We start from the raw sequence: 22,999 nt of genomic DNA on the forward strand, positions 1-22,999 counted from the left end.
TCTAACTAACTTCTTTTCCAAAGTTAGCCTACTAACTCATACAAACCTGCAATAACAAAGTCAGCTTCCTTCAATATATGCTGACTGCCTATGCCAACAACCTTTGAGCCAGCAGCCTTTCCTGCCTGTACGCCAGCTTCTGCATCTTCAAATACGACGCAGTCTTTTGGATCAAGACCAAGAGAAACGCTTGCCATAACGAATACCTCAGGGTCTGGTTTGGCTTTAGATACTTTATTACCATCAATGATAGCATCAAAAAGGTCAGCTATTTCTAGCTTATCAAGTATAAACTCTGCATTTTTACTAGCTGAGCCAAGAGCAATTTTAATTCCTTTGCTTCTCAATTGTTGTAAATAAGTCTTTGCTCCAGGTAAAATTTCTTCTGGCTGAAGCCTCTTAATATATTCTACGTACTCGTTGTTTTTACTTTCAGCCATTTCATTAAAGACCTGCTGATCTACCTTGACACTACCAATTTCCAGCAGAATACGTAAAGATTCAACACGGCTAACTCCCTTTAAGCGCTCATTATCTGCCCCTGTAAATTCAAATCCTAATCGACGAGCTAAAGATTGCCAAGCGAGGAAATGGTATTTTGCTGTATCCACGATAACGCCATCTAGATCGAAGATGGCACCCTTCATATGTTCCAACATGTCGTTTCTCTCCTTCGGATCATAAATAGTTGCTTGATTGGTTCAATTATGAAAGCTCTACTCGCAGCTCTTGACCAGCCTCTACATTATGCAATTGCTCGTTAATCTCAAATGCAATAGGGTGAGAATGATCTCCTTGTGGCGTAATGACAACAGCTTTGCTATCCACTGTTACTTGGAATAATTGTCCTTTAAGCAATAATGGGAATCGGATTGAATTCCATTGCTCTGGCAGGGAAGGCTTAATCTGTACTCGCTGACCGTTAAAGTGTACGCCAGCAAAGCCAAGTACAGTGGCCATCCAAGCGCCGCCATTGGCAGCAGGATGTGTTCCACCGATGTATAGATCACCAACATACTGCTTAGATTCACCAGTCAAATCAATTGTTGCTGTACGAAGGAAATAAGGGTAAGCCCAGTTTGGCGAACCGACATCAGTAGCAACCATTGCGTAAATACAAGAGCTTAAGCTTGAGCCATGCTCTGTACGTGGCTCATAGTGGGTCCAGTTCGCTTGCTTGGTCGCATGATCATATTGATCCTTGAAAAGATGCAGCATAAGGATAACATCAGCTTGCTTCAAAATTTGGGTTGTTGTTGCAAGACCATTTCCACCACCAAGATATTCATTTTTGTTCAAAATGCGTGATTTAAGCTCGGGAAGCGTGACATCCTCAAGTGTAAAGTAACGATCAAATTGCTCTATCAATAAGCTTTCTTCATATGGTGAAGGGACATATAGGTTGTTATTCATATGATATAGCTGTGCAAGTGTAGTTTCACTACCTGCAATTAATTTTTCATATTGGGGATAATCGTTGATTTTCAACGTTTCCATAGCTTCAAGGGCAATATTAACGGTTCTTTTGACCATGTTGTTAGTAAAAGCATTATTACCTACACGCTCATGATATTCATCAGGCCCAGTGACATCTAATATCTCGTAGCGCTTCTTACGACTGTTATAATACGCATAGGAGTAGAAGAAGCGGGCACATTCCCAGATTACTTCTGCACCACCATCGGTTAAAATGCTGTGGTCTCCTGTGAATGTGTAATATTGCCATATACCATGCGCAACATCAGCACTAATATGCACTTGTTTATCTCGGAAATACGTACGCATCGGACGTCCTGTAAATACATCGTTAACGTTAAATAATGTGCAAGCATCGTCGCCGGTTTCCTGACTTTCCCAAGCGAAAAATGCTCCTTCATAGCCATACTCGGCAGCTTTTTTTCTTGCTCCATCTAATGTATGAACCCGATACATCATCAAATTACGAGCGATTTTAGGCTGAGTATAGAGGAAGAAGGGCAGCATGAACATTTCAGTGTCCCAAAATACGGCCCCCTTATACACTTGGCCAGATAATCCACGAGCAGGAATAGATAATCTCTCGGAATGACCTGGGGCAATAATATGCAGTTGATACATGCTGTATCTTAATGCTTCCTGCGCCTCTTTATCTCCATTAATTTTGACATCACTGACGTTCCACTTTTCACGCCAAACTTGCTTATGTTCCTCCAGTAATGCCTCATAGCCAGTTACTAATGCTTCCTTGCTCTCAGCATAGGCTGCAACGGAACAATTATGCACACCATCTAAGCTCGTAAATACGGCTACATACTTGTGGAAGGAGTAGCTCTCATTAGCTTCGGTATTCAGCTTGATTTCCCGATAAACTCCATATTCATGTGGAACCGACTTTTGCTCGCAAAATGTTACATTGATTGCTTCTGCAACAGAGATCGTATGCTTTAGCTCATGGGTAAGAGCATCTAACTGCAGTATATTCTCAGTTACACTTGCATTCAGTTGTTCAAGATGCGGACCATTGATATCCCATACGTCACCGTCAATACCTGTACGAATAACGAATTCTGCCGCTTTGTTTGATCGCAATTCTATTTTGTTGACGAGAAGGTGGAGGCGAGACGCACTACAGAAACGTCTAGTTATTAATGTAACGGTATGGTCCTCAGCAAATTGAAAAGTTGTAGAGCGTTCATGTACACCATGAAAATAATCCAATTGCTGCGTATGATGAATAACTGTAGCCGATAGAGTACTAAGCTCCACACCATCACAGTAAATGTTCGTCGCTAAGCCGTTAGGGGCATTAACAGGCTCACGCCACTTGTCTTGAAATCTATCGTAGACACCAGCTAATGTTGTCGCTGTCAATTGGGTCTTATCGAATTCCTCCAACGTACCCCGATAGCCCATGTAACCATTACCGATCATATATTTATTACTATTGGCTATAATACGCTCCTTATTAAAGTCATTTTCCTTAATGATCCAGTTCATCGCTTATCCCACCTTTACAAGGCTGATCTCAAGCGCCTTTTCCCCAACGTTGTACTCTTGACCATAAATGGTAATGGCAACAGCCTCGCCAGAAATCGTCTTAAACGTAGCGCCATCCTTATTGACCTCGACAAGTAACTTAGATCCCTTATATGAAATAGGGAAGCTGTAACGATTCCAACGAGCAGGAATCGTTGGTTGTAATACAAGATGATCGCCATCGGAGCGCATACCCCCAAAGCCATATACAATGTTCATCCATGCTGCTGCAATAGAGGTTGTATGCAAACCTTCGCGTGTATTGCGATTGTAATTATCTAGATCTAACCGTGTGGCAAATTCAAAGAACTGATAGGCCTCTTCATCCTTTCCAATTTCAGCAGCGATAATAGAGTGAATGGATGGAGATAGAGAGGATTCATGAATACAACGAGATTCATAGTATTCATAGTTGGCGAGTTTTTCAGCTACTGAATAATCTCCACTGTATAGGAACATAAACATCAGTACGTCAGGTTGCTTAATCATGTCGTAGCGATACAAGCGGTCGTAGGACCAGTGTGAATACAAAGGGAATTCGGCAACTGGAATAGAGTGAATATCAAGGTGAGGCATATCAAAGAAGCCATCATGCTCTTCATAAATACCCGATACGTTATCTTTAGGAATTTTCATAAGTGCTGCTTTTTTGCTCCAGTCAGCTTGTTCATCATCTGTTAAAGAAAGGCGTTCTGCTAATGCTATTAATGCTTCGCTTGAATGTTTAGACATGTTATCAATCGTTTCTAGTGTATATTCGAATAGCTTTTTCGCCATTAAATTAATGTAGCAATTGTTGTTAACCATAAGTTGGAATTCATCGGGTCCCATTACACCGAAATAGCCGTATAGAGCTGTCTGTTGTCCCCATTGTCCACGAGTAGCATACAAACGACTAATTTGGATCAGCATTTCTAAACCTTTTTCATACAGAAATTCAGTATCTCCTGTAATGTTGACATAGTGACGGATGCCGTAGGCGACAGCCGTTCCTACATGAAGCTGTAGATTGGAGTGCTGCCATAGATCGCAGCTTTCTGTACCGTCAATTGTAGCAATTGGATAAAATGCACCTTGACAGTCCAATTCCTTTGCACGCTCGAGGGCGTGAGGTAGTGATTGGTAACGGAATTCTAGTAAGCTTTTCGCTGCTTTTGGATTATTGAATATATAAAATGGCAGGCAATATGATTCTGTATCCCAAAATGCCAACCCTCGATAAGCTTCACCTGTTAGTCCTTTCGCACCAATGTTGAAGCCAGGGTTATCACCATGATACGTTTGATACAAATTAAAAATACAGAAGCGAATGCCCTGCTGATTGTCGGGATCCCCATCGATAACGATATCAGATTCGGTCCATACCTTTTCCCAGTAGCTTGCTTGCTGCCGAGCCAATGACTCATAGCTAGCATCAACATAAGACTGCGCTTGTTCAAGAGCCGTATTCCACAAATCATCATGCCAAATAGATAACTCCTTTTCTGCATAGTTGTATACAAATTTATCAAAGGTGGATGCTTCGCCTTGAGTTAGCTTGATTGTTACATCCTGTCCAATGAAGAGATCTCCTGCAATAGGCTTAGTTTCCACAGCGTGAGGTACATCAATGGTAAAGGCAGAGAAGAGGCGGTTTTTCGTATATACTGTTTCACAAAGAATGGCTGTAACTCCATCGATTTGCCCTTGCTTAACACTCTCCCAGAAGCTGCGACCTTGATCTTCATGGATGATAGAGAAATCAAGACCTGTTCTTACCGTAACTTCACCAGAGAAGTTAAGAGGTTTGAAAATAATGCGCTGACAGCCCAAATTAGAAACATCCATACTTACAAAACGCTCAAATGTTATTTCTAGCTGCTTGCCGTTCGGTAAATGCCACACTAAACTGCGTTCATAAGTACCACGCTTAAAGTCCAGCTCTCTTCTAAAATTACTAAATGTACTGGTTGCGAGATCTAAAGCTTCGCCGTCCACATTAATTCTTGTGTATAGCCAATCGACTGAATTGACCATAAAACGCAAAAAACCAATAATGCCTTTATAATGGGCAGGCACTTTGCTCTCCTCAAATAATCCATTGAAATAACTACCTAATAAAGAATCCCCGCTATAGCCTTCCTCTGGATAAGCGCGTACGCCCATATATTCATTTCCTAATGAGAAGATCGATTCAGATACACGGTTACGAGTAGGATCAAAGCCTTCTTCAATGACCTTCCATGTATCTACAACGAGATACTTATCTGCTACTTTTGCCATTATTATTCACTCCCTTAAATGCTCTTAGTATTTTAGATAAACAAAAATCATGAAAAGATATACTTTCAGATTAGTTCATACCAAGCCCTTATGAAATGTTCAACTCTAATCATTTTATGTGCGTTTATACTGTGTTTAAGGTAAGTATTTACAACTACGATAACTTGTCGCAGTAATACAATGATAAAGAGGGAAAAATTAACGCGGTTCATTAGACAATTGAAAAGAGGAATCTACCTAATTCTAAGGATGTAAAACAATGTTTGGGCTTTTTTCGATGCTACCTGAAATCTCTATCCAATAAAGATATTTGCAGGAAAAGGATTTCAGCGGGATTTGTCGAAAAGTGTAAAAAGTAGTTTAGAGTTAATGGTAGAACAGTAAATATATACATAGATAGAGTGAGGCAAAATGATGGATGAGCTGTGGATAAAAAATGCTAAATTTCTAATCGTCGATGACCAAGACTACAATGTTAGTCTTTTGGAACGTATACTACGACGTGCTGGTTACCTCAATGTATCAAGCACTACAGAGCCGCAACAGTTAGAGGCACTCTACAACGAGTTTCAACCGGATATTATATTGTTGGATTTACATATGCCAGAAATGGATGGATTTACAGCTTTGAACCAACTGAAGAGACTGAAAAAGGAAGGAGACTATCTTCCAGTATTAATTCTCACAGCAGATGTTACGCAAGAATCGAGGCAAAAAGCACTTCATGAGGGTGCTAATGATTTCCTTACAAAGCCATTTGACCGAACAGAAGTAATGTTGCGCATTCAAAATTTATTGAGAACAAGATATTACCATTTGCAGCTCCATGATTATAATCAACACTTGGAAGCGAGAGTTCTCGAGCGGACTAAGGAATTAAAACAAGCGAAGTATGAAATCCTTCAAGTGTTGGGACGAACCTCGGAATATCGGGATGATGAGACGGGACAACATACGCAGAGAGTAGCACGTTTGGCTAAGGAAATCGGAGCTGCTCTAGCATTATCTGCGGAAGAAGTGAATCTCATTGAGCAAGCTACGCCCTTGCATGATATAGGGAAAATTGGAATTCCTGATGGGGTATTATTGAAGCCAGGTAGGTTTACTCCCGAGGAGTTTGAACAAATGAAAATGCATACGAGAATCGGAGCGAATATTCTTGATGGTAGCTCGTTTCCAGTTTTGCAATGGGCTAAGACGATTGCACTCACACATCATGAAAAATGGGATGGCAGTGGATACCCGAATGGGTTAAGTGGGGAGGAGATTCCTCTGCCTGGTCGAATCGTTGCTTTAGCTGATTTTTATGATGCACTAACCCATGAACGACCTTACAAAAGAGCCTGGACTAAAGAAGAAGCATTAGCGGAAATTGAGAAACAGAATGGAGCACATTTTGATCCCAAAGTAGTTACCGCTTTTATGAGTGTCATTCATAGCAACGTTGTTCAATAATATTTCATGATTGGAAGGTGTTAGATATGAAAGGAATGATATTTACATCATTTTTAGAAATGGTAGAAAGCAAATTTTCACTTAAAATAGTAGATGAAATCATTGAAGCGTCAGAGTTGCCATCAGGTGGTAGTTACACGACAGTCGGTACTTACGATCATAATGAAATGATTAAGCTAGTAGTAGAACTCGGTGAACGGACAAACATACCTGTACCAGACTTAGTACGAACATTTGGAGAATATCTTTTTGGTCAGCTATTAGAAATGCATGCTTATTTTCTGGAAGAAAACAACTCGGTATTTGAGTTTTTACAAAAAGTAGATAGTTACATTCATGTAGAAGTTCGCAAATTATATTCCGATGCAGAGTTACCTGCTTTTCAATATGATAATTCGATAGATGGAACACTTATTATGACTTATCGATCTTCTAGACCATTTGCCGATCTAGCAGAAGGTCTAATTATCGGAAGTATCGCCCACTATGGTGAGAAAATAGATATTAAGCGCGAAGATCTTTCTGATGACAATGCAACTCGTTTTGTATTAAAGAAAATGGAGTGAGATTGCTGATGGACGAAATTGAAGTTCTTCGTAGACAACTTGAGCGTGAAAAAAAGGCTCGTAAAGCAGCCGAGCAAATTGCGGAGCAAAAAACTAGAGAAATTTATTATGTGAATCAAGACTTGCGAAAACTAAACGATCAGCTAGAGGAATTAGTTAAAGAGCGAACGATAGAATTATCAAAAGCGCGTGATGAAGCAGTCGAAGCCAATCAGATAAAAAGCCAATTTCTCGCTAATATGAGTCACGAGCTTCGAACTCCACTTAATGCAATTATTGGTTATAGTGAAATGTTGAAAGAAGAAGCTGATGAGCTCGGTGAAGTTAACTTTGCATCGGATCTTGATAAAATTAATACTTCAGGTAAGCATCTACTAGTGCTCATTAATGATATTCTAGATCTGTCCAAGATTGAAGCGGGTAAAATGGAGCTTTATGTCGAAGAGTGTGATATTTCTAATATGATCCATGAAATCGTAACAACTGTCTATCCCTTAACCGAAGCAAACAAAAATCGGATTGAAGTTGATTTTCCTGAGGGATTTATTTTGACAGATATTACGAAACTTAGACAGATTCTTGTTAACGTGCTTAGTAACGCAAGTAAGTTCACTAAAGAAGGAATGATCTGGTTCTCAGCTTCCTATAATGTCCAAGATGGCAAACAAGGGGTTGAGTTTCAAGTTAAAGATACAGGAATTGGTATGACGAATGAACAAATTGACCAATTATTTCAATCCTTCAAACAAGCAGATTCATCTACGACGAAGAAATACGGTGGTACTGGACTAGGATTGGCGATCAGTCAAAAACTTTGCCAAATTATGAACGGTAAAATTACTGTATCGAGTGAGTATGGCGAGGGTACAACGTTCACCATCTGGCTCCCTCAGCTAGAGAACGCATCTGCTGGAAGAAGCGAGTTATTGTCAGACGAAATTAACGTTATGAAGTCGATGAGTTCTCGCACCGTGTTGGTTGTTGATGATGATCCTGATATGCATCAGTTAATGCATCATTATCTAGGGAAAGAAGAATGGACAGTGGTTATAGCTAAAGATGGACAAGAAGGTGTTCGTCTAGCAAAGGAATTGAATCCGACTATTATATCCTTAGATGTGTTAATGCCAGGAATGGATGGATGGAACGTATTAACGACAATTAAGAACGATCCAGAAATTGCTAACATTCCGGTAGTAATGATATCGATGACTGATGATAAAAATTTGGGTTATGCATTAGGAGCGTCAGAATTTTTGATCAAACCTATTTTTCGGGAAAAATTAATAGCTGTGTTAGACAAATATATTGATGAGCAGCGATCACATTCTGTGTTGGTTATTGAGGATGATATACCAACAAGTCAAATGATGACTAAAATGCTAGAAAAAGAAGGCTATCGTGTGACGAGTGCAAGCAATGGTCAGCATGCTCTGCAATGCGTCTCTCGAGCGAAACCACAATTAATTCTACTTGATTTAATGATGCCTAAGATGGACGGGTTTGAGTTCATTACAGAGTTACGGAAACGAGAAGAATGGTGTACTATCCCGATCGTCGTTATTACCGCTAAAAATATAACTGAAGATGATAGGCTACGGTTAAATGGATTTGTTAAAAATATAGTCCAAAAAGGTAATCTGCAACGAGGCGCTTTACTACATGAAGTTCGTCAGCTAATTGTAAGCACGAATATAGAGCAATCCAAAAAGAATAAAGGGATAGTTTCTTTAGATGAGGGAACATATGAAAAGTAAGATACTTTTAGTTGAAGATAATGAAATGAACCGAGATATGTTGTCTCGTCGATTATTACGTAAGGGTTATCAGGTAATTATCGCTGTTGATGGACAGCAAGGCATTGAAATGGCTAATTCGGAGTCACCAGATCTCATCCTAATGGATATGAGCTTACCCGTGATGGATGGATGGGACGCTACAAGTTTGTTGAAACAATCAAATGATACGAAACATATCCCTGTAATAGCGTTAACTGCTCATGCGATGTCCAGTGATCGAGAAAAAGCATTTCAAGCAGGCTGTGATGATTTTGATACGAAACCTATTGAATTTAATCGGTTGCTAGATAAGATGCACATGTGGTTGAAGAGAACATAGCACAACAAAACTCCTTCTTGCTCAGCAAGAGGGAGTTTTGTTGCACTAATGACTAAACTATTATTTAACGTCACATAATGGCAAGTGCTCATATATGTAAGAGAAGGATTATGCTTGGTGATTTTCCGGATCTTCCATATGAAAGACTTCCCATATATGCCCGTTAATATCTTGGAAGCTCCAACTGTACATATGACCATAGTCCTGCGCATCATTTGACGGTGTTCCCCCGGCAGCAAGAGCTTTGTTCACGATCTCATCAACTTCGGCACGGTTATCAACGGATAAAGCTATGAGCATCTCTGTCGATTTCGTTGCATCGACAAGTTCCTTGTTGGTGAACGATTGAAAAAATGGTTCCACAAGCAACATGGCAAAGGTATTGTCATTGATAATCATGCTCGTTGCATTCTCGTCTGTGAACTGCATGTTGAACTCGAATCCAATTTGTTTGAAGAAATCCATCGTTTTCTTCAAATCCTTAACAGGCATGTTAATAAAAGTTTTACTCGGTTGGAATGCCATTTCGAATCACCTCTTCGATTATTATAACTTTAAAAATGTAAAATAAAGTTATTGGATTGAGCATATTATTTAACTTACCAAATGTCAAGTAACGTTTGATTATAAGTTCTAATAGAATCAAAAAAAGACCGAGTGTGAGGACTCGGTCTCCGGACCAGAGCAGAGATATGTTTTACTCGGCTGATTTCTGAAATATTTTTTCGCTAATCTGTGTAAGGAAAGCCATCCATTTTTCTTGAAAGTCTTTATCGGTAGGAGACATTCCAGTTATCATCTTTGTTGCATCTGCAAAGACCAGTGGGTATGTCGTTAAACTAGTAATTGCTAAGGTGAGTAAAGCAGGATCTAAATCTTCGGGAACAAGTCCAACTTCTTTTTTAGCTTTTATATCTTCGACGTAGGATTGCAAAACATGCTTTCTAATTGTTTCTCTTTGAGGATTTTTTGGTTGGTCTTCAAGCGCCTCCCAAGCTGTGAATCTTTGAAAATCCAATCTGTAATCTATGTTTACTTTTAAACGATGTCCTGCTAGTAGGGCAGGATTTGTTGGCGTTTGTAAGGCGATAGGCTGATGCTCGGAATATAAGATATCCATTACTGCTTCGAAGATATCATCTTTTCCCTTAAAGTAATGATATAACAGTTGTTTTTTGACATTCGCTCTTGTAGCGATCGATTCTATTCGAGTGGCAGAGAAGCCTTTCGAGAAAAACTCTTCTCTTGCAGCATCAAGTATTTTTTTGCGCGTACGTTCCGCATTTCGAATCTCACCCAAGTTTTCATCTCCATTATGATGTATTGTAAACAAACTATATTATGTAATTTACTATGAGTCAAGTTAGTCATGTTGACGTATTGATGTTATCATTCGTGCTTCTTATAAGTAATCGAAAAGATAAGTATCTCTAGGCTCTGCCATAAGTAAACCGCATAACGATGGGTTCTTAAAAATTTTGCTATTGATTCCTGATAGACCTCCAAAATTTTGTTTTTTGTTGAATATGACTAACTTCAGTACATTAGTCCATTCCTAACACAAATGTCCTTCATACGATAGAGGGTGCCTTAATTTGATTAAGGTGTAGACATTTGCCGAAAGGAAGATATGATCAGTGAAATCAAAAACGAGGCTTACTGGGCGAGTTATCTTTAAAGGTGATTCAGGTTATGAATCGGCACGTAAAAATTGGGATCCACATACAGATAAATACCCCAAAGTATTTGTTTTTGCACAAAGAACACAAGATGTGGCGAACGCAATAAAATGGGCCCGAGAAAATAATGTTCCTATTCGTCCAAGGAGTGGAAGGCATTCTTTAGAAGTTAATCTTTCACAAGTTAACAGTGGAATAGTAATCGATGTAAGTAATATGAAAAAAATTAAACTTAATAAAAAACAAGGAACGGTTATTGTCCAGACAGGCAATAGAGTTGGAAGAATCGCAAAGACGCTTGCAAAGCAAGGCTTTATAGCTCCATTTGGTGATAGTCCCTCTGTTGGGATCGGTGGAATTACACTCGGTGGGGGAATCGGACCACTCCAACGTTCGATTGGTCTCATCAGCGATAATCTTCTCGAAGTAGAGATGGTTAACGCAAAGGGAAAAGTTATTCGTGCCAACAAAAAATGTAACGCTGATCTACTATGGGCTTCCCGCGGGGGTGGCGGCGGAAACTTCGGAGTATATACAAAGTATAAATTTAAAGTTCATCGTGCTCCAGCGGAGGCTACAGTATATCGAATCACTTGGCCATGGAATCAATTCGAAAAGGTACTCAAAGCATGGCAAAAATGGGCCCCTTTCGTTAATGACAAACTAGGTAGTGAATTATCAATTGGTCCGAAAAAGGGTGGAAATGTCACAATGGAAGGGCTATTTCTCGGATCGAAGTCTGAAGCAATCCGTTTATTAAAGCCCGTTACTTGTGTAGGAACCCCCACTAATAAATTAATACGGTTGTTACCATATACTGAGGCAGTGAACTTTTTATTACCTCCCGATCCAGTGCTTACTCAAAGGACCAGTAATCAGTTCTCTTCCGGTTTCGCTAGAAAACCGTTCCCCAATAAGGCGATTAAGTCAATGCGTAAATTTTTAGAGAATGTAGAGGGAGGGGCAGGATTCTTCTTCCTTAACTGGGGTGGAGCTGTAAGTCGTGTATTACCTAGATCAACTGCATTCTACTGGCGCAAAGCGAAATTTTATGTAGAGTGGAATAGCTCATGGATCAATCAAGCCGAGGCAGCTAAAAATATCGCGATAGTTCGTAATACACGCCGGAAGTTAGATCCTTTTATTGTAGGGTCATATATAAACGTTCCAGACCAAGGAATTAAAAATTCCGGTCCCGTTTACTATGGAGCGAACTATCCTAGATTACGAAGAATAAAAGCGAAATATGATCCTGGAAATGTGTTTCAAAATCCCCAAAGTATCACTCCGGCTCGCAAATAGCAAGAGCTTTACCAAAATGGAAACCGCATCCCGAGAGGATGCTTTTTTCATTTTATTTGGATGTTACACTTAATACAACGTTTACTGACGACATCCTTCTGCAATTTACATCGGAGTAAAGGATTCATCGATATTTCCTTGATGAGTTATGGCATTTGAAAAATTGCTTACTTAGAATAAAAGTCGAAGGTAGGCTACACACAATTGAATAAATGCTATAATATGTAAAAACCTTTATAAGATCACATCTTATTTGATTGGAGGATTATGATGGACTATATTCGTGACTATACGATGTATGCAGCGATTTTTGGAATGTTTAGCTTTTGTTGGTTCGGTTGGGCGCAGGAGAGGCCAAAGGCCAGCTGGCGCATATATATTGGCATCGCTTCAGGAATTGCACTTCTCGTCTGCTTATTAGGTGTTTATTTAAGTATTAAACATTGGAACGAACTGTCAGTCTTATCTAATAATTCTTCATTTACGATGTATTTGATTACTGTATATATCGAATTTATTGTGGCTGGAGTAGGGGCTTTCTTACTTATTAGGAAAAAAGCAAAAGACTATATTGCACCTTGGATTGCTTTTGTGGTAGGTATTCATTTTATAGGTTTGGTTACTGTTTTTAATGATCCTAGCTTGTATGTGCTAGCTGCACTTTTGGTTGCAGTATCAATCCTTGCGGTTATCGTCGCACCCAAACTTCACGTTGCTAGCAGTGCGATAACAGGAATTGGGTCAGGAACTATTCTGTTCGGATTCGCAATGCTAGGTTTAGTTCGGTATTTTGTGAATTAGAAAAGAGAGGCTGAGAACCTCTCTTTTTGCTATAAGAATCTTGCAACAAATAGGCCGAATGTTCTGTCAAGTAAGGTAGCCAATTCTTCACGACTTAGCTTATCTTCTGGTTTAAATGTACCATCATTATATCCGTTCATAATACCGGCTTTTTCGAAGTGCGAGGAAAAAAGGTGGATTAGACATAAAAAAGCTGTCGAAAATTTCTCGACAGCTTAAGTAGGTTGTTCCAAATATTATTTTGCCAAGCTGTTAGCGGATTGTTGTTCTTTCCACATCATCGTAATGACAAGACCAACAAACATAATGACAGCAGAAAAGAGATACGGATAGTTGATGTCTACATCAAATAATATACCGCTTAAAGCTGGCCCGACAATAGTGCCCAAGCTGGTATATGTTGAGTTCATTCCGGCAATAAATCCTTGTTCTTTTTCGGCAGATTTTGATAAATAGGTTGTTAATGCTGGACGTAGCAAGTCAAATGCGAGAAAGATGAAACAAGTTATTAGTAAAACGGCTAGATAGCTAGATACCATCGTGGATGCAACTGCTAATAGTACACCAGCAATTAAGAGTATTTGAATGAGTTTCTTTTCACCTAGTTTATCTACCATTTTACCAAACATAAAGACTTGAACGACAACCCCGAAGATAGCGCTGATTGTAATAATAGTAGCAATATCTTGTGGAGTGAATCCAAATTTATGATCAGAATACAGACTAAATACAGTTTCATATGCAGATAAACCAAAGGCAAGTACAAATACAATAATAAAGGCAATAATATATACTGGCTGTAGTGATCGCTTGAGATCACTCACCAAATTTGTATCTTTTTTAAGTCGACTGATATCCAAAAGCTGCTGTTTGGTTAGTGGCTCTTTTAGAATAAATATCGATGAAATACATGTTATTAATGCGAAGCCAGCTGCGAAGTAGAATGGGGCACGCACACCAAGCTCAGCGATAAAGCCACCGATACCTGGACCAATAATAAAACCAGTACTAATGGCAGCAGAAATATAACCCATCGCTTTCGGTCTTTCCTCTACTGAGGTAATATCCGCAACAAAGGCAGTTACCGCAGGCATAATAAATGCACCACTAATACCACCTAATATTCTAGAAAAATAAAGAACGGATATATGTGTACCTATACCAAAGATTACCTCTGATATACTGAAGAGGAATAATCCGATAATAATCATTTTCTTTCTACCATAAGTGTCAATCCATCGTCCTGCAAGAGGAGAGACAAGTAATTGCGCGAACGCAAAGGCTGCCATAAGATAACCCATCGATTGGCCTGATAAATGCATCATATTCATAAAGGATGGCATAACAGGGACGATAAGTCCAACTCCTAGAAAAACAATGAATATATTACTTAATAAAATGAGTAAAACTGTTTTTTGTTCTTTTAATGGTTTTTTCATGAAACAATACCTCGCTTTTGTATAATCATAGCTGTGAAATACCCCTCCAAAAAACGGTCCATGAGGCATTAAGTTTATCGTGTAAACGTTGTTCATTATTGCCATATGCAAGTTCTAGCATAATTGAATCAACAATACCTAAGAACGCAAGAGTTGGCACTAAGGCTGTATCTTCCATGATGACTTTGGCATCGATCCAATCTTGAAATTTACTTTCAAGTACGGTTTGTATCTTTTCTTCCGAATCGTATACTTCCTCATTAATCTCTTCAGCAAGATGGTGAGGTGGAAAAAAAGACATTCGCAGCCAAAACTTTAACTGTTCGCTCTGTTGAAACAAATCAATGACCAATTGCAAATATCCTAATAAATCTGCATGGGCATTTTGGGTATCCACTTTACTCAAATAATTTAGTTTCGATGTGACTTCAGTCTCTTTGGCATCTTGTAAAACTTGTAAAAAAAGATCATCTTTTCCTTTAAAATGAGCATAGAGTGACTGTTTTTTCATACCGACATGATCGGCAATTTGAGACAGCGATGCTCCCTCATACCCATGAATTGTGAAAAATTTTAAAGCAACGTCTTTAATCTCTTTACTCTTCAATAGAATCACCTCAATATTAACGAACGTTCGTCAGTTATTTTATCAAAAAAAAATTTTTTATGCAATGAAAAATTGAAAAATCTCTATATCCACTAAAGCAAGGCGAAGTGTGTATATCTCCTAGACATAGCGATGATAACCGTTACAATTGTAAGTAGTATGTGAGAATGTTTACTGATTTAGGAGGGTGAATATAAAAATAACGAAAGTAGAAGTCAGTGGGGTAAGTATTGCCGTCGTGAGCAGTAGCGACATTCTAATTGACGATGTGCAAGTTTTTTCGATTTGAAAACACGTCTTGCAGGTGAAATTCTTCAGAAATTCATCAATTATCAAGTGAAGGTTGCAATTATTGGAGAATTTACTGAGTATCCAATTTGCAGCCTTCAAGATTTCATCTATGAATGTAATAGAGGAAACGATATCTTATTCTTGCCCACTGAGCAACAAGCGATTGAAAAGTTAAGCATGTTAAAGTAGAAGATGGAAAGGGAGGAAGCTAGGGGCTGTAGAGCGACGTGTCACCGCCGAAGTAATTCTACGAATCGCATTGATATAAACAAGGGTTGTACTCATGTTAATTTGGTAGAAAAAGCAGAGATTCTATTTCGCTGACTACCGAATAGAATCCCTGCGTAACCCATCTGCAAATGATTGTTAAGAAACTATAAACTATTAGAGTACTGTTTTTCACGTCGTTGATTAATAGAAGTCATATAGTGGACAAGTTGGTACGTTAGTTCAGCAAATACAATTCCCCCAAACACATCAATGAGCGCATGCTGCTTGGTGAAGACAGTAGAAATGATAATAAGCCACAACAGTGTATACATAAAGACTCTAACTGAAAGTTTGGTGACTAGATCACGCTTCAAAGTAATAAATAATAAATAGCTTGTTAAGCAGTGAACGCTTGGAAAACAGTTGAGAGGTGCGTCAGACTGATAAATAAAATTAACAAGCATACTTGCTAAGTCGGTACCTTCAACATCAGGTCGAGGTACATAGGTAGGGAAAAACCAGAAAACGACATTGCACGCCATGACGGAAAGATTATAGATCAATAGCGTACGCCAATAAAGACTGCGATGTTTTAAGGCTAGATATAAAAAACTAAGATACAGAACAGGCATCCAACTTATATAAGGGAAGATGAACCATTTCACAAAAGGAATTTGTGTATCAATCCAGTAATAATTAAAAATTATGTCTGTGCCGCTATTACTCGCAATCCACATATAAATAAGCCCTTGAAGAGGAATGGATAGAATACCTAAAAGATGCTTCCATTTATTAACCCACATTATCATTTTAAGTCCTCGCTAGATTTTCATGAAGTTTTTTATTCTAAAGTGTAAACGCTAACAGAGGAGTGCATATTTGTCAATGTTAATGCGCTCTTTTAATTGTATTCAGTCGCATATTGATTTAATGCTGAAAATGCGAAAAAGGGTAAAGTTTCTTTGGCGATGATGAGGATAGTGGAGAATTTAGTATCCAAGATTATAACATAAAAAAACGAGACCACGCTTGATATTCCAAGCATGAACTCGTTTTTTGAGTAGAAAAAGTAGTTATTATTTAGCATATTTAATAAAATCATTATGATGAATGTCTAGAAGAGCATTGCTTGCTCAGAAACTTCAGGAGAATATACAACTGGCTCGCCATCAGAAGCGTTCATATCTCGATGATCAACTAATATGTTTAGTTCATTTTTACCGTATTCGGGACATATGCCCAGTATGACTGAGGATAAATAATCCACATCTTTTTTTCCAAATAGTCCTACAACTCATAAGCAGATACAAATCCTTAAGTTTCCAATATGATTTACGATAGAACACATCCTTTCTCACAAAATGAAATACGAGAACCCCCATGTCCTGTAAGAGACATGGGGGTTCTCAATATTAAGCGCATAGTTATAGCTATATTGTAATTTTATAATTATTTTCCATATTTAATAATAAGGTATTCACAATAGTGTGTGTCGTACAGTATAATGAAATTAGGAGTTGATCGCATGGTGAATATTCAAGAAACAATAAATGGATTAACGCATGAACTAAGACGTGGCACGCTCATTATTGGTGTGCTTAGTCAATTATCTGAGCCGCAATATGGTTACTCGCTCGTTTCCATATTGGAAGAGAAGGGCATTAGCATTGATCCCGGAACATTGTATCCGCTCCTTCGCAGATTAGAAAAGCAAGAACTCCTTGAAAGTCAGTGGGACACTAACGAGTCTCGTCCCCGAAAGTATTATCTTCTTAGTCAGACTGGTAAAGAAGTTTACGAGCAGCTATGTGTGGAGTGGAAGAACTTGACGCAAAGTATGAACAGCTTAATTGAGCTGTAAGGGAGAGATGGTAGATGGAGATCATTGATCGATATGTTTATGCGGTAATCCAGCGGGTACCACAACTGCAAAGGGAAGAAATTGAGAAAGAGTTACGTGGATTAATCGAAGATATGCGAGAGGACCATGCATCGGAGGGACGAACGGAAGAGGAAATTGTTGAGGCTGTCCTTAATGAGCTTGGTTCTCCGTATGAACTTGCAGCGGGGTATAGAGGTTACAAAAGATATTTAATTGGTCCTGAATTGATCGAATCGTATCTTATAGTTCTTAAAGTGGTATTGTTCTCAATTGTGATCGGTTTGTCGGTTGTACTCGGTATAGAGCTTTTTGTAGATCCAATCGAAGGTTTGGATACATTTATTGGCTTTTTTGCTTCTTTAATCTCAGCATCCGCACAAGGTTTTGCCTGGGTCACTTTAATCTTCCTCTTTATTGAACATAAAGGTAACAAATCTAGTTATAAGAAGGTTTCTGGAATAAAAAAAGAATGGAAGTTGTCCGATCTACCGCCGCTTCCTACAGAGAAAACTCGTATTCGACGTAGCAAACCGATTGTAGCTATTATTTTTACGATTCTGTTCATTATGTTGTTAACTTTTTCAGCAGACTACTTTGGTATCATCCGAATGAATGATGAGACTATAGTAATTTCTTTCTTAAACGTAGAGGTACTTCAAAGTTATCTTCCTTTTATATGGATTCTTGCAGTGTTCAGGATATTGAAAGAAGGTATCAAACTCGTAACGGGCAGATGGACAAAGAATATAATATTAATGCAGATTCTATTCAATCTGTTGTGGTTCCTTTTAGCATTGATTATGTTTATGGACCAATCGTTATGGAATATGACATTTCTTGATGAATTGATGCAAGCTGATCTTATGTTCGCTGGAAGTGAGATGTTCCAGACGAGTAGTGAATTGTGGCAGTATTGGACAAAGATTCTCATTTATATTGTAGCGATCATAGTGATCATTGAAACAGTCGTCCTTGGTGTGAAGGCGTACGGTATGAGAAATAATAAGTCATAACAGAAGCCCCCGGTTACAAAAGGCTTAGATCATCAAAAAGCATATATAGTCATGTTAAAATCCCCTTTTAAAAGACACTCGCACGAATTCGCATGTTCAGTTGCGAAATTGAGTGAACTTGAAGGGGATTTTTGTAGTTTGAGCGAGAAAGCATAGCTACCTTCGAAACTAAATCTATATTAACTGCAGGCTTTCAGAACCGAGATGTTATTCGATGTCGAATAAGCTACGAAGTCAATCATCGTTATCAACGTTCGCTTTTTGAACTTCCCCTAGAAGAGGGATAGATAAAAGATGGATCGATCCATCAGCGCATTATTATAGTTATTATCTCGCGTAAACGTAGCACGATGAGGTGCTAGTTCGTTAGGAATGCTATGAATATGTTGAACAGCACTGTTAAATAATTGACGAATAGGGAAGTGTTTGGCGTTGGAGTTTGTATCATTCTGCATAGTTTCAGACAAGCCTCCAACCCCTATAAAGTGGGGTAAAGTAGCACTCCAACTGTTCCAGCTGGTAGGCTTCTGCGCTTCACTAATAAACAGTTCACTCCATCCATATCCTTGATTTGTCGTTAGACACATACAAGCCCTAAATCCACATTCATCGATTTCTATCAATGGAATAACAAAAAGCTCAATTCTTTTCACTTTAAATGCTAGTAGTAGTTGAAGATCAGGTAAGGGGTCAATCGTTTGACAAGTTAACATATCTTTCTCTCCTCATGTTCGCTTACGGAGTTAGCTGACGGATTCGGAATAAGAGAGCTTCCCTACAGACGCTTATAAAGCGACCGATTCACCCCATGCTCCTGATGAATATAAATCTTTTCTTCATCAATTGCTTTGGTTCCCCCGCTTCTAGTATATAGAACTCAGCGATTATTATTGGCTGTATACAGCTTCGCGACTATATTAACCTGATGTTGATCTTTTGTAAAACCTAATGTAGTCATTGTCAGGCTGCATAAAGCCATAAAAGATAAATTTCAGTTGTTATGACGACGAAATCATGATCGTTCTCTCGAATACTCGTTAATACTCTGTATATTAACCTATGTTAAGAAGTCAGATAATTCAGTTCAACTTTCCATCAAGAAACTTGAACCTATATTTCAAAATAAAGAGAAAAACGGAGATAATCGTACTATTCTAAAGTTATTAATATATGTAAGCGATAACAATTGGCTAAGGAGGTCTGTTTTCAAGCTTAAATGGCTTCTGAGTTTACTTTACACGAACATTTGCAAGGAGTAAGATTCGTTTCATGGTATAACAGTTTTTACCATAACTTGAATCGCTGAATATTTGTCGTAAGACGAAAGCGGGGGAACCAAGCAAACAAAAAACTCAATTTGAGAAGTTGTTTGCTCAGCGTGTCATGAACCGATGTGAGAGTCGGAGAGTGATATCGCAGGGGTGAATCTTGATCCGGGTACCATGGAACCGGTAAAAGTAGGGCGACTCTCACCGTCCGAATCCGACAGCTAACCTCGTAAGCGTTGAAAGAGAGAGGAATGATGAAGTTAGTAATTTAGTAAATGGAACGGTACCATAATGGTGTATGTTTCTGACTTGATATAACCAGCAGCAAAGCAGTCATATTGTAAAATGTTTTAGCGCTGAGTCCTGTGAACAACAGGAGCGGGGGAACCAATAGAGTGGATGGTAATTACGTCTTGAAGCTCATGGGGTGAATCGCTTGGCTTGCAGCCAAGTGTAGGGCGACTCTCAAGCCCGAATCCGACAGCTAACCTCGTAAGCGTTTTTTGAGAGAGGCGACAATCGTCGTGTGCCGACTTGTCATGGTTTGTTTTGCCATGATCAAAGAAGCCTCGGGAGAATTTCCTCTGCTCCCGAGGCTTCTTTTTTGTTGCCTTTTTTTCTTAAACTTAGCGTTACCAGGAGGAAAATAAGATGGAACGAGAGTATATCGTAGTGGCTGGAATGAATGAAGCAGCACTATCTTTTATTAGATTATTAAAGCACAAAGAGCTTCCCTTCGCTGTACTTACAAATAACAAACAAGAGGAGAAGGAGCTAAAAAATATTGGGATTTCAACGGTTATTCGGATAAATACAAATAATCGATCTAGTTGGGATGTGCCGAAAATTGCTATAGGAAAGGTATTCGTATTTGAAAGTAGCTTGGCATTAAGTTGTCGCTATCTACAATGCTGTAGTCTATGGACAACAAAGCCCATCTATGTCATTACTCCACATTTGAACCCAAGAGCAATCTATAAAGGACTTGGCGCCAAATACGTTATATATTCGCAATCAGGAGAACATGGATTTCTATTGAGTGAACAAGACACTGGCAATTGAACGGTTTTATAAGGAGGTTAAACGATGGTGGACGTGTACATGATTATAACTTTAATCGTTTGTTTCGGATTATTTTATGGTTTTCTTACGTGGTGTGGCGCTAATATCGACCAATCAGGAGGAGATGCGTAGTGATCATAGTATTAGCTGTAACAGCCTGTCTGTTCATATATCTAGTTTATGCCTTAATCCATCCAGATAAATTCTAACAATGAAATGGAATTTTACTCTGTGAAACCAAGAAAATGCTTATGAGGTTAGATTTTGCTACGCAAAATCCGAGAGAATGCTTACGAAGATAGATTTTACTATGTAAAATCTTTTAGGAGGTCAAGAAATGGAAATTTTGCAAATGGTGGTTGTTATAGCCATCCTTGTTATGTTGGTTAAGCCATTTGGCACTTATGTGTATCATGTGTTCTCTAATGAAGAGAACCGATTGGATAAAATATTTGGACCAGTAGAACGGTTGATTTACAAGCTGATTGGCTTGAAACAGCGTGCTGGGATGACTTGGAAAAAGTATGCACTGAGTTTTATCGTTACCAATATCGTCTTGGTGGCAGTAAGTTACTTGATATTACGACTGCAAAAGATATTGCCGTTCAATCCGAATGGAATCGACAATATGGAGTCAACTCTCAGCTTCAATACGGTCATCAGCTTTATGACCAATACGAACTTGCAGCACTATTCAGGTGAAACGGGTTTATCCTATTTCGCGCAGATGGCTGTTATTACGATGATGATGTTCACATCTGCTGCAACAGGATTCTCAGTTGCTATCGCATTTATACGCGGTATTACGAGCAAAGGAACTACGATTGGGAACTTCTTTGAAGATTTTGTTAAAGCACACACCCGTATCTTCTTACCGATTTCCTTTATCATTACGTTGGTATTGGTCGCACTTCAAGTACCACAAACACTTGATCCGACGTTGACACTGAAAACATTAGAAGGTGCAATGCAACAAGTGGCAATCGGACCAGTAGCTTCGCTAGAATCTATCAAACATTTGGGGACTAATGGTGGAGGGTTCTTCGGGGTCAATTCAGCCCATCCATTTGAAAATCCGAATCCAATGACGAATGTCATTGAAATATTGTCAATGTGGGCTCTTCCAGCTGCATTAACTTATACATTCGGCTTGTTTGCAAAGAACAAGAAACAAGGCTGGGTTATTTTCTCGGCAATGCTATGTTTGTTCTTAGTTTTTCTTACTACTGTATATGTTTCTGAGAAAACTGGTAACCCAGTAATGAATAGCCTTGGTATAGATGCTTCACAAGGTAGCATGGAGGGTAAGGAAGTAAGATTCGGTATCGCTCAATCCGCGTTGTTCACTGCAGTGACAACTGCAGCAACAACGGGAACGGTTAACAATATGCATGATACGCTCACACCGATTGGCGGCTTGGTGCCGCTAGCAGAAATGATGCTTAACGTCGTATTCGGAGGTAAAGGTGTCGGCTTAATTAATATGCTGATGTATGCGATATTGGCCGTCTTTATATGTGGGTTAATGGTTGGACGAACTCCAGAATTTCTAGGTAGAAAAATTGAACCGAGGGAAATGAAATTAATCGCGATTGCAATTTTAGCTCATCCACTTATTATACTCGGTCCAACTGCATTGGCGCTTATGATGGATATAGGGAATGTTGCTATTTCTAATCCAGGTTACCACGGTATTACTCAAGTGTTATATGAATATACGTCATCGGCAGCCAACAATGGATCGGGCTTTGAAGGACTTGGTGATAATACGCCGTTTTGGAATATTAGTACCGGTATCGTTATGCTATTAGGTCGATATATTTCGATTATTGCGATGCTTGGTGTAGCCGGATCACTGCTTCAGAAGCAAAGAGTGCCTGAGACGATCGGTACTTTCCGAACAGATAATGGATTATTTGTAGGTCTTTTAATCGGTACAGTTTTATTAATTGGTGCACTAACATTTTTACCGGCAATCGTACTTGGTCCAATTGCCGAACATTTGACACTCCGTTAACGATGAGGTGAA

22 protein-coding genes, 1 pseudogene and 3 riboswitches are annotated in these 22,999 nt (G+C 38.9%); of the genes and pseudogenes, 12 read left to right on the forward strand and 11 right to left on the reverse strand.

The window, feature by feature from the left end; translation table 11 throughout:
* Positions 1-23: 23 nt before the first annotated feature.
* From pgmB to NV377_RS02375, 3 genes are read right to left on the reverse strand one after another with little or no spacing between them, the layout of a single operon-like run.
* Complete coding sequence (gene pgmB / locus NV377_RS02365; RefSeq protein ID WP_258199563.1) at positions 24-659, reverse strand: beta-phosphoglucomutase; 636 nt, start codon at positions 657-659, stop codon at positions 24-26.
* A gap of 46 nt (positions 660-705) precedes the next feature.
* On the reverse strand, positions 706-2,976 hold the full coding sequence (locus NV377_RS02370; RefSeq protein WP_258199564.1) for a glycosyl hydrolase family 65 domain-containing protein: 2,271 nt from the start codon (positions 2,974-2,976) through the stop codon (positions 706-708).
* A gap of 3 nt (positions 2,977-2,979) precedes the next feature.
* Positions 2,980-5,277 (reverse strand): glycoside hydrolase family 65 protein, encoded by a 2,298-nt coding sequence (locus NV377_RS02375; RefSeq protein WP_258199565.1) that lies wholly within the window; start codon positions 5,275-5,277, stop codon positions 2,980-2,982.
* A 411-nt stretch (positions 5,278-5,688) separates the two neighbouring features.
* Here NV377_RS02375 and NV377_RS02380 point away from each other — a divergent pair, with 411 nt between their 5' ends.
* Genes NV377_RS02380 through NV377_RS02395 form a run of 4 tightly spaced genes read left to right on the forward strand, consistent with a single transcriptional unit; the run spans position 5,689 to position 9,416 of the window.
* Positions 5,689-6,732 (forward strand): HD domain-containing phosphohydrolase, encoded by a 1,044-nt coding sequence (locus tag NV377_RS02380; RefSeq protein WP_258199566.1) that lies wholly within the window; start codon positions 5,689-5,691, stop codon positions 6,730-6,732.
* A gap of 26 nt (positions 6,733-6,758) precedes the next feature.
* Positions 6,759-7,298 (forward strand): heme NO-binding domain-containing protein, encoded by a 540-nt coding sequence (locus NV377_RS02385; protein ID WP_258199567.1) that lies wholly within the window; start codon positions 6,759-6,761, stop codon positions 7,296-7,298.
* Between the two features lie 8 nt (positions 7,299-7,306).
* Positions 7,307-9,055 carry an ATP-binding response regulator gene (locus NV377_RS02390; protein WP_258199568.1) on the forward strand — a complete coding sequence of 583 codons (1,749 nt, stop codon included), beginning with the start codon at positions 7,307-7,309 and terminating at the stop codon, positions 9,053-9,055.
* A complete protein-coding gene (locus NV377_RS02395) occupies positions 9,045-9,416 on the forward strand; it encodes a response regulator (RefSeq protein ID WP_258199569.1) in 372 nt (123 codons plus the stop codon). Before NV377_RS02390 ends, NV377_RS02395 begins: the two co-directional genes overlap by 11 nt.
* A gap of 108 nt (positions 9,417-9,524) precedes the next feature.
* On the opposite strand, the gene NV377_RS02400 is transcribed toward NV377_RS02395, so the two are convergent.
* Both NV377_RS02400 and NV377_RS02405 read right to left on the reverse strand, forming a co-directional pair.
* Positions 9,525-9,941 (reverse strand): VOC family protein, encoded by a 417-nt coding sequence (locus NV377_RS02400; protein ID WP_258199570.1) that lies wholly within the window; start codon positions 9,939-9,941, stop codon positions 9,525-9,527.
* Between the two features lie 172 nt (positions 9,942-10,113).
* Positions 10,114-10,716, reverse strand: a complete 603-nt coding sequence (locus NV377_RS02405) for a TetR/AcrR family transcriptional regulator (RefSeq protein ID WP_258199571.1) — start codon at positions 10,714-10,716, stop codon at positions 10,114-10,116.
* 337 nt (positions 10,717-11,053) lie between these two features.
* On the opposite strand from NV377_RS02405, the gene NV377_RS02410 reads away from it, so the two are divergent.
* Together NV377_RS02410 and NV377_RS02415 are read left to right on the forward strand one after the other, a co-directional pair.
* A complete protein-coding gene (locus NV377_RS02410; protein ID WP_258199572.1) occupies positions 11,054-12,397 on the forward strand; it encodes an FAD-binding oxidoreductase in 1,344 nt (447 codons plus the stop codon).
* A gap of 267 nt (positions 12,398-12,664) precedes the next feature.
* Positions 12,665-13,198, forward strand: a complete 534-nt coding sequence (locus NV377_RS02415) for a hypothetical protein (RefSeq protein WP_258199573.1) — start codon at positions 12,665-12,667, stop codon at positions 13,196-13,198.
* Between the two features lie 29 nt (positions 13,199-13,227).
* Here the strand turns inward: NV377_RS02415 and NV377_RS25865 are convergent, their stop codons facing one another.
* From NV377_RS25865 to NV377_RS02425, 3 genes are read right to left on the reverse strand one after another with little or no spacing between them, the layout of a single operon-like run.
* Positions 13,228-13,377, reverse strand: coding sequence for an S-layer homology domain-containing protein (locus NV377_RS25865; RefSeq protein WP_373425798.1), 150 nt, complete (start codon positions 13,375-13,377; stop codon positions 13,228-13,230).
* A gap of 57 nt (positions 13,378-13,434) precedes the next feature.
* Positions 13,435-14,637, reverse strand: a complete 1,203-nt coding sequence (locus NV377_RS02420; protein WP_373425786.1) for an MFS transporter — start codon at positions 14,635-14,637, stop codon at positions 13,435-13,437.
* A gap of 25 nt (positions 14,638-14,662) precedes the next feature.
* Complete coding sequence (locus tag NV377_RS02425; RefSeq protein ID WP_258199574.1) at positions 14,663-15,244, reverse strand: TetR/AcrR family transcriptional regulator; 582 nt, start codon at positions 15,242-15,244, stop codon at positions 14,663-14,665.
* 193 nt (positions 15,245-15,437) lie between these two features.
* Between NV377_RS02425 and NV377_RS02430 the strand changes: the two are divergent.
* Positions 15,438-15,724, forward strand: a pseudogene (locus NV377_RS02430) (DUF4180 domain-containing protein).
* A 185-nt stretch (positions 15,725-15,909) separates the two neighbouring features.
* Here NV377_RS02430 and NV377_RS02435 read toward each other — a convergent pair.
* Together NV377_RS02435 and NV377_RS02440 are read right to left on the reverse strand one after the other, a co-directional pair.
* The gene (locus NV377_RS02435) at positions 15,910-16,554 is read right to left on the reverse strand and encodes a phosphatase PAP2 family protein (RefSeq protein ID WP_258199575.1); all 645 of its coding nucleotides are present in this window, start codon (positions 16,552-16,554) and stop codon (positions 15,910-15,912) included.
* A gap of 305 nt (positions 16,555-16,859) precedes the next feature.
* A complete protein-coding gene (locus NV377_RS02440; RefSeq protein WP_258199576.1) occupies positions 16,860-17,012 on the reverse strand; it encodes a hypothetical protein in 153 nt (50 codons plus the stop codon).
* Between the two features lie 258 nt (positions 17,013-17,270).
* Between NV377_RS02440 and NV377_RS02445 the strand changes: the two genes are divergently transcribed.
* Together NV377_RS02445 and NV377_RS02450 are read left to right on the forward strand one after the other, a co-directional pair.
* Entirely contained in the window at positions 17,271-17,606 is a 336-nt protein-coding gene (locus NV377_RS02445; RefSeq protein ID WP_258199577.1) for a PadR family transcriptional regulator, read from the forward strand.
* Positions 17,607-17,620: 14 nt separating this feature from the next.
* Positions 17,621-18,640, forward strand: coding sequence for an HAAS signaling domain-containing protein (locus NV377_RS02450; RefSeq protein WP_258199578.1), 1,020 nt, complete (start codon positions 17,621-17,623; stop codon positions 18,638-18,640).
* 272 nt (positions 18,641-18,912) lie between these two features.
* On the opposite strand, the gene NV377_RS02455 is transcribed toward NV377_RS02450, so the two are convergent.
* Positions 18,913-19,353 (reverse strand): hypothetical protein, encoded by a 441-nt coding sequence (locus tag NV377_RS02455; protein ID WP_258199579.1) that lies wholly within the window; start codon positions 19,351-19,353, stop codon positions 18,913-18,915.
* Between the two features lie 4 nt (positions 19,354-19,357).
* A riboswitch (cyclic di-AMP (ydaO/yuaA leader) is annotated at positions 19,358-19,533 on the reverse strand.
* Between the two features lie 397 nt (positions 19,534-19,930).
* Positions 19,931-20,160: riboswitch (cyclic di-AMP (ydaO/yuaA leader) on the forward strand.
* A gap of 92 nt (positions 20,161-20,252) precedes the next feature.
* A riboswitch (cyclic di-AMP (ydaO/yuaA leader) is annotated at positions 20,253-20,423 on the forward strand.
* 136 nt (positions 20,424-20,559) lie between these two features.
* Here NV377_RS02455 and NV377_RS02460 point away from each other — a divergent pair.
* The 3 genes from NV377_RS02460 to kdpA all read left to right on the forward strand — a co-directional run bounded on the left by NV377_RS02460 (position 20,560) and on the right by kdpA (position 22,987).
* A complete protein-coding gene (locus NV377_RS02460; RefSeq protein ID WP_258199580.1) occupies positions 20,560-20,970 on the forward strand; it encodes a hypothetical protein in 411 nt (136 codons plus the stop codon).
* A 131-nt stretch (positions 20,971-21,101) separates the two neighbouring features.
* Positions 21,102-21,179 (forward strand): K(+)-transporting ATPase subunit F, encoded by a 78-nt coding sequence (gene kdpF / locus NV377_RS25870; protein WP_373425799.1) that lies wholly within the window; start codon positions 21,102-21,104, stop codon positions 21,177-21,179.
* A 128-nt stretch (positions 21,180-21,307) separates the two neighbouring features.
* Positions 21,308-22,987 (forward strand): potassium-transporting ATPase subunit KdpA, encoded by a 1,680-nt coding sequence (gene kdpA / locus NV377_RS02465; RefSeq protein WP_258199581.1) that lies wholly within the window; start codon positions 21,308-21,310, stop codon positions 22,985-22,987.
* Positions 22,988-22,999: the final 12 nt, after the last annotated feature.

The organism is Paenibacillus endoradicis, from assembly GCF_024721975.1.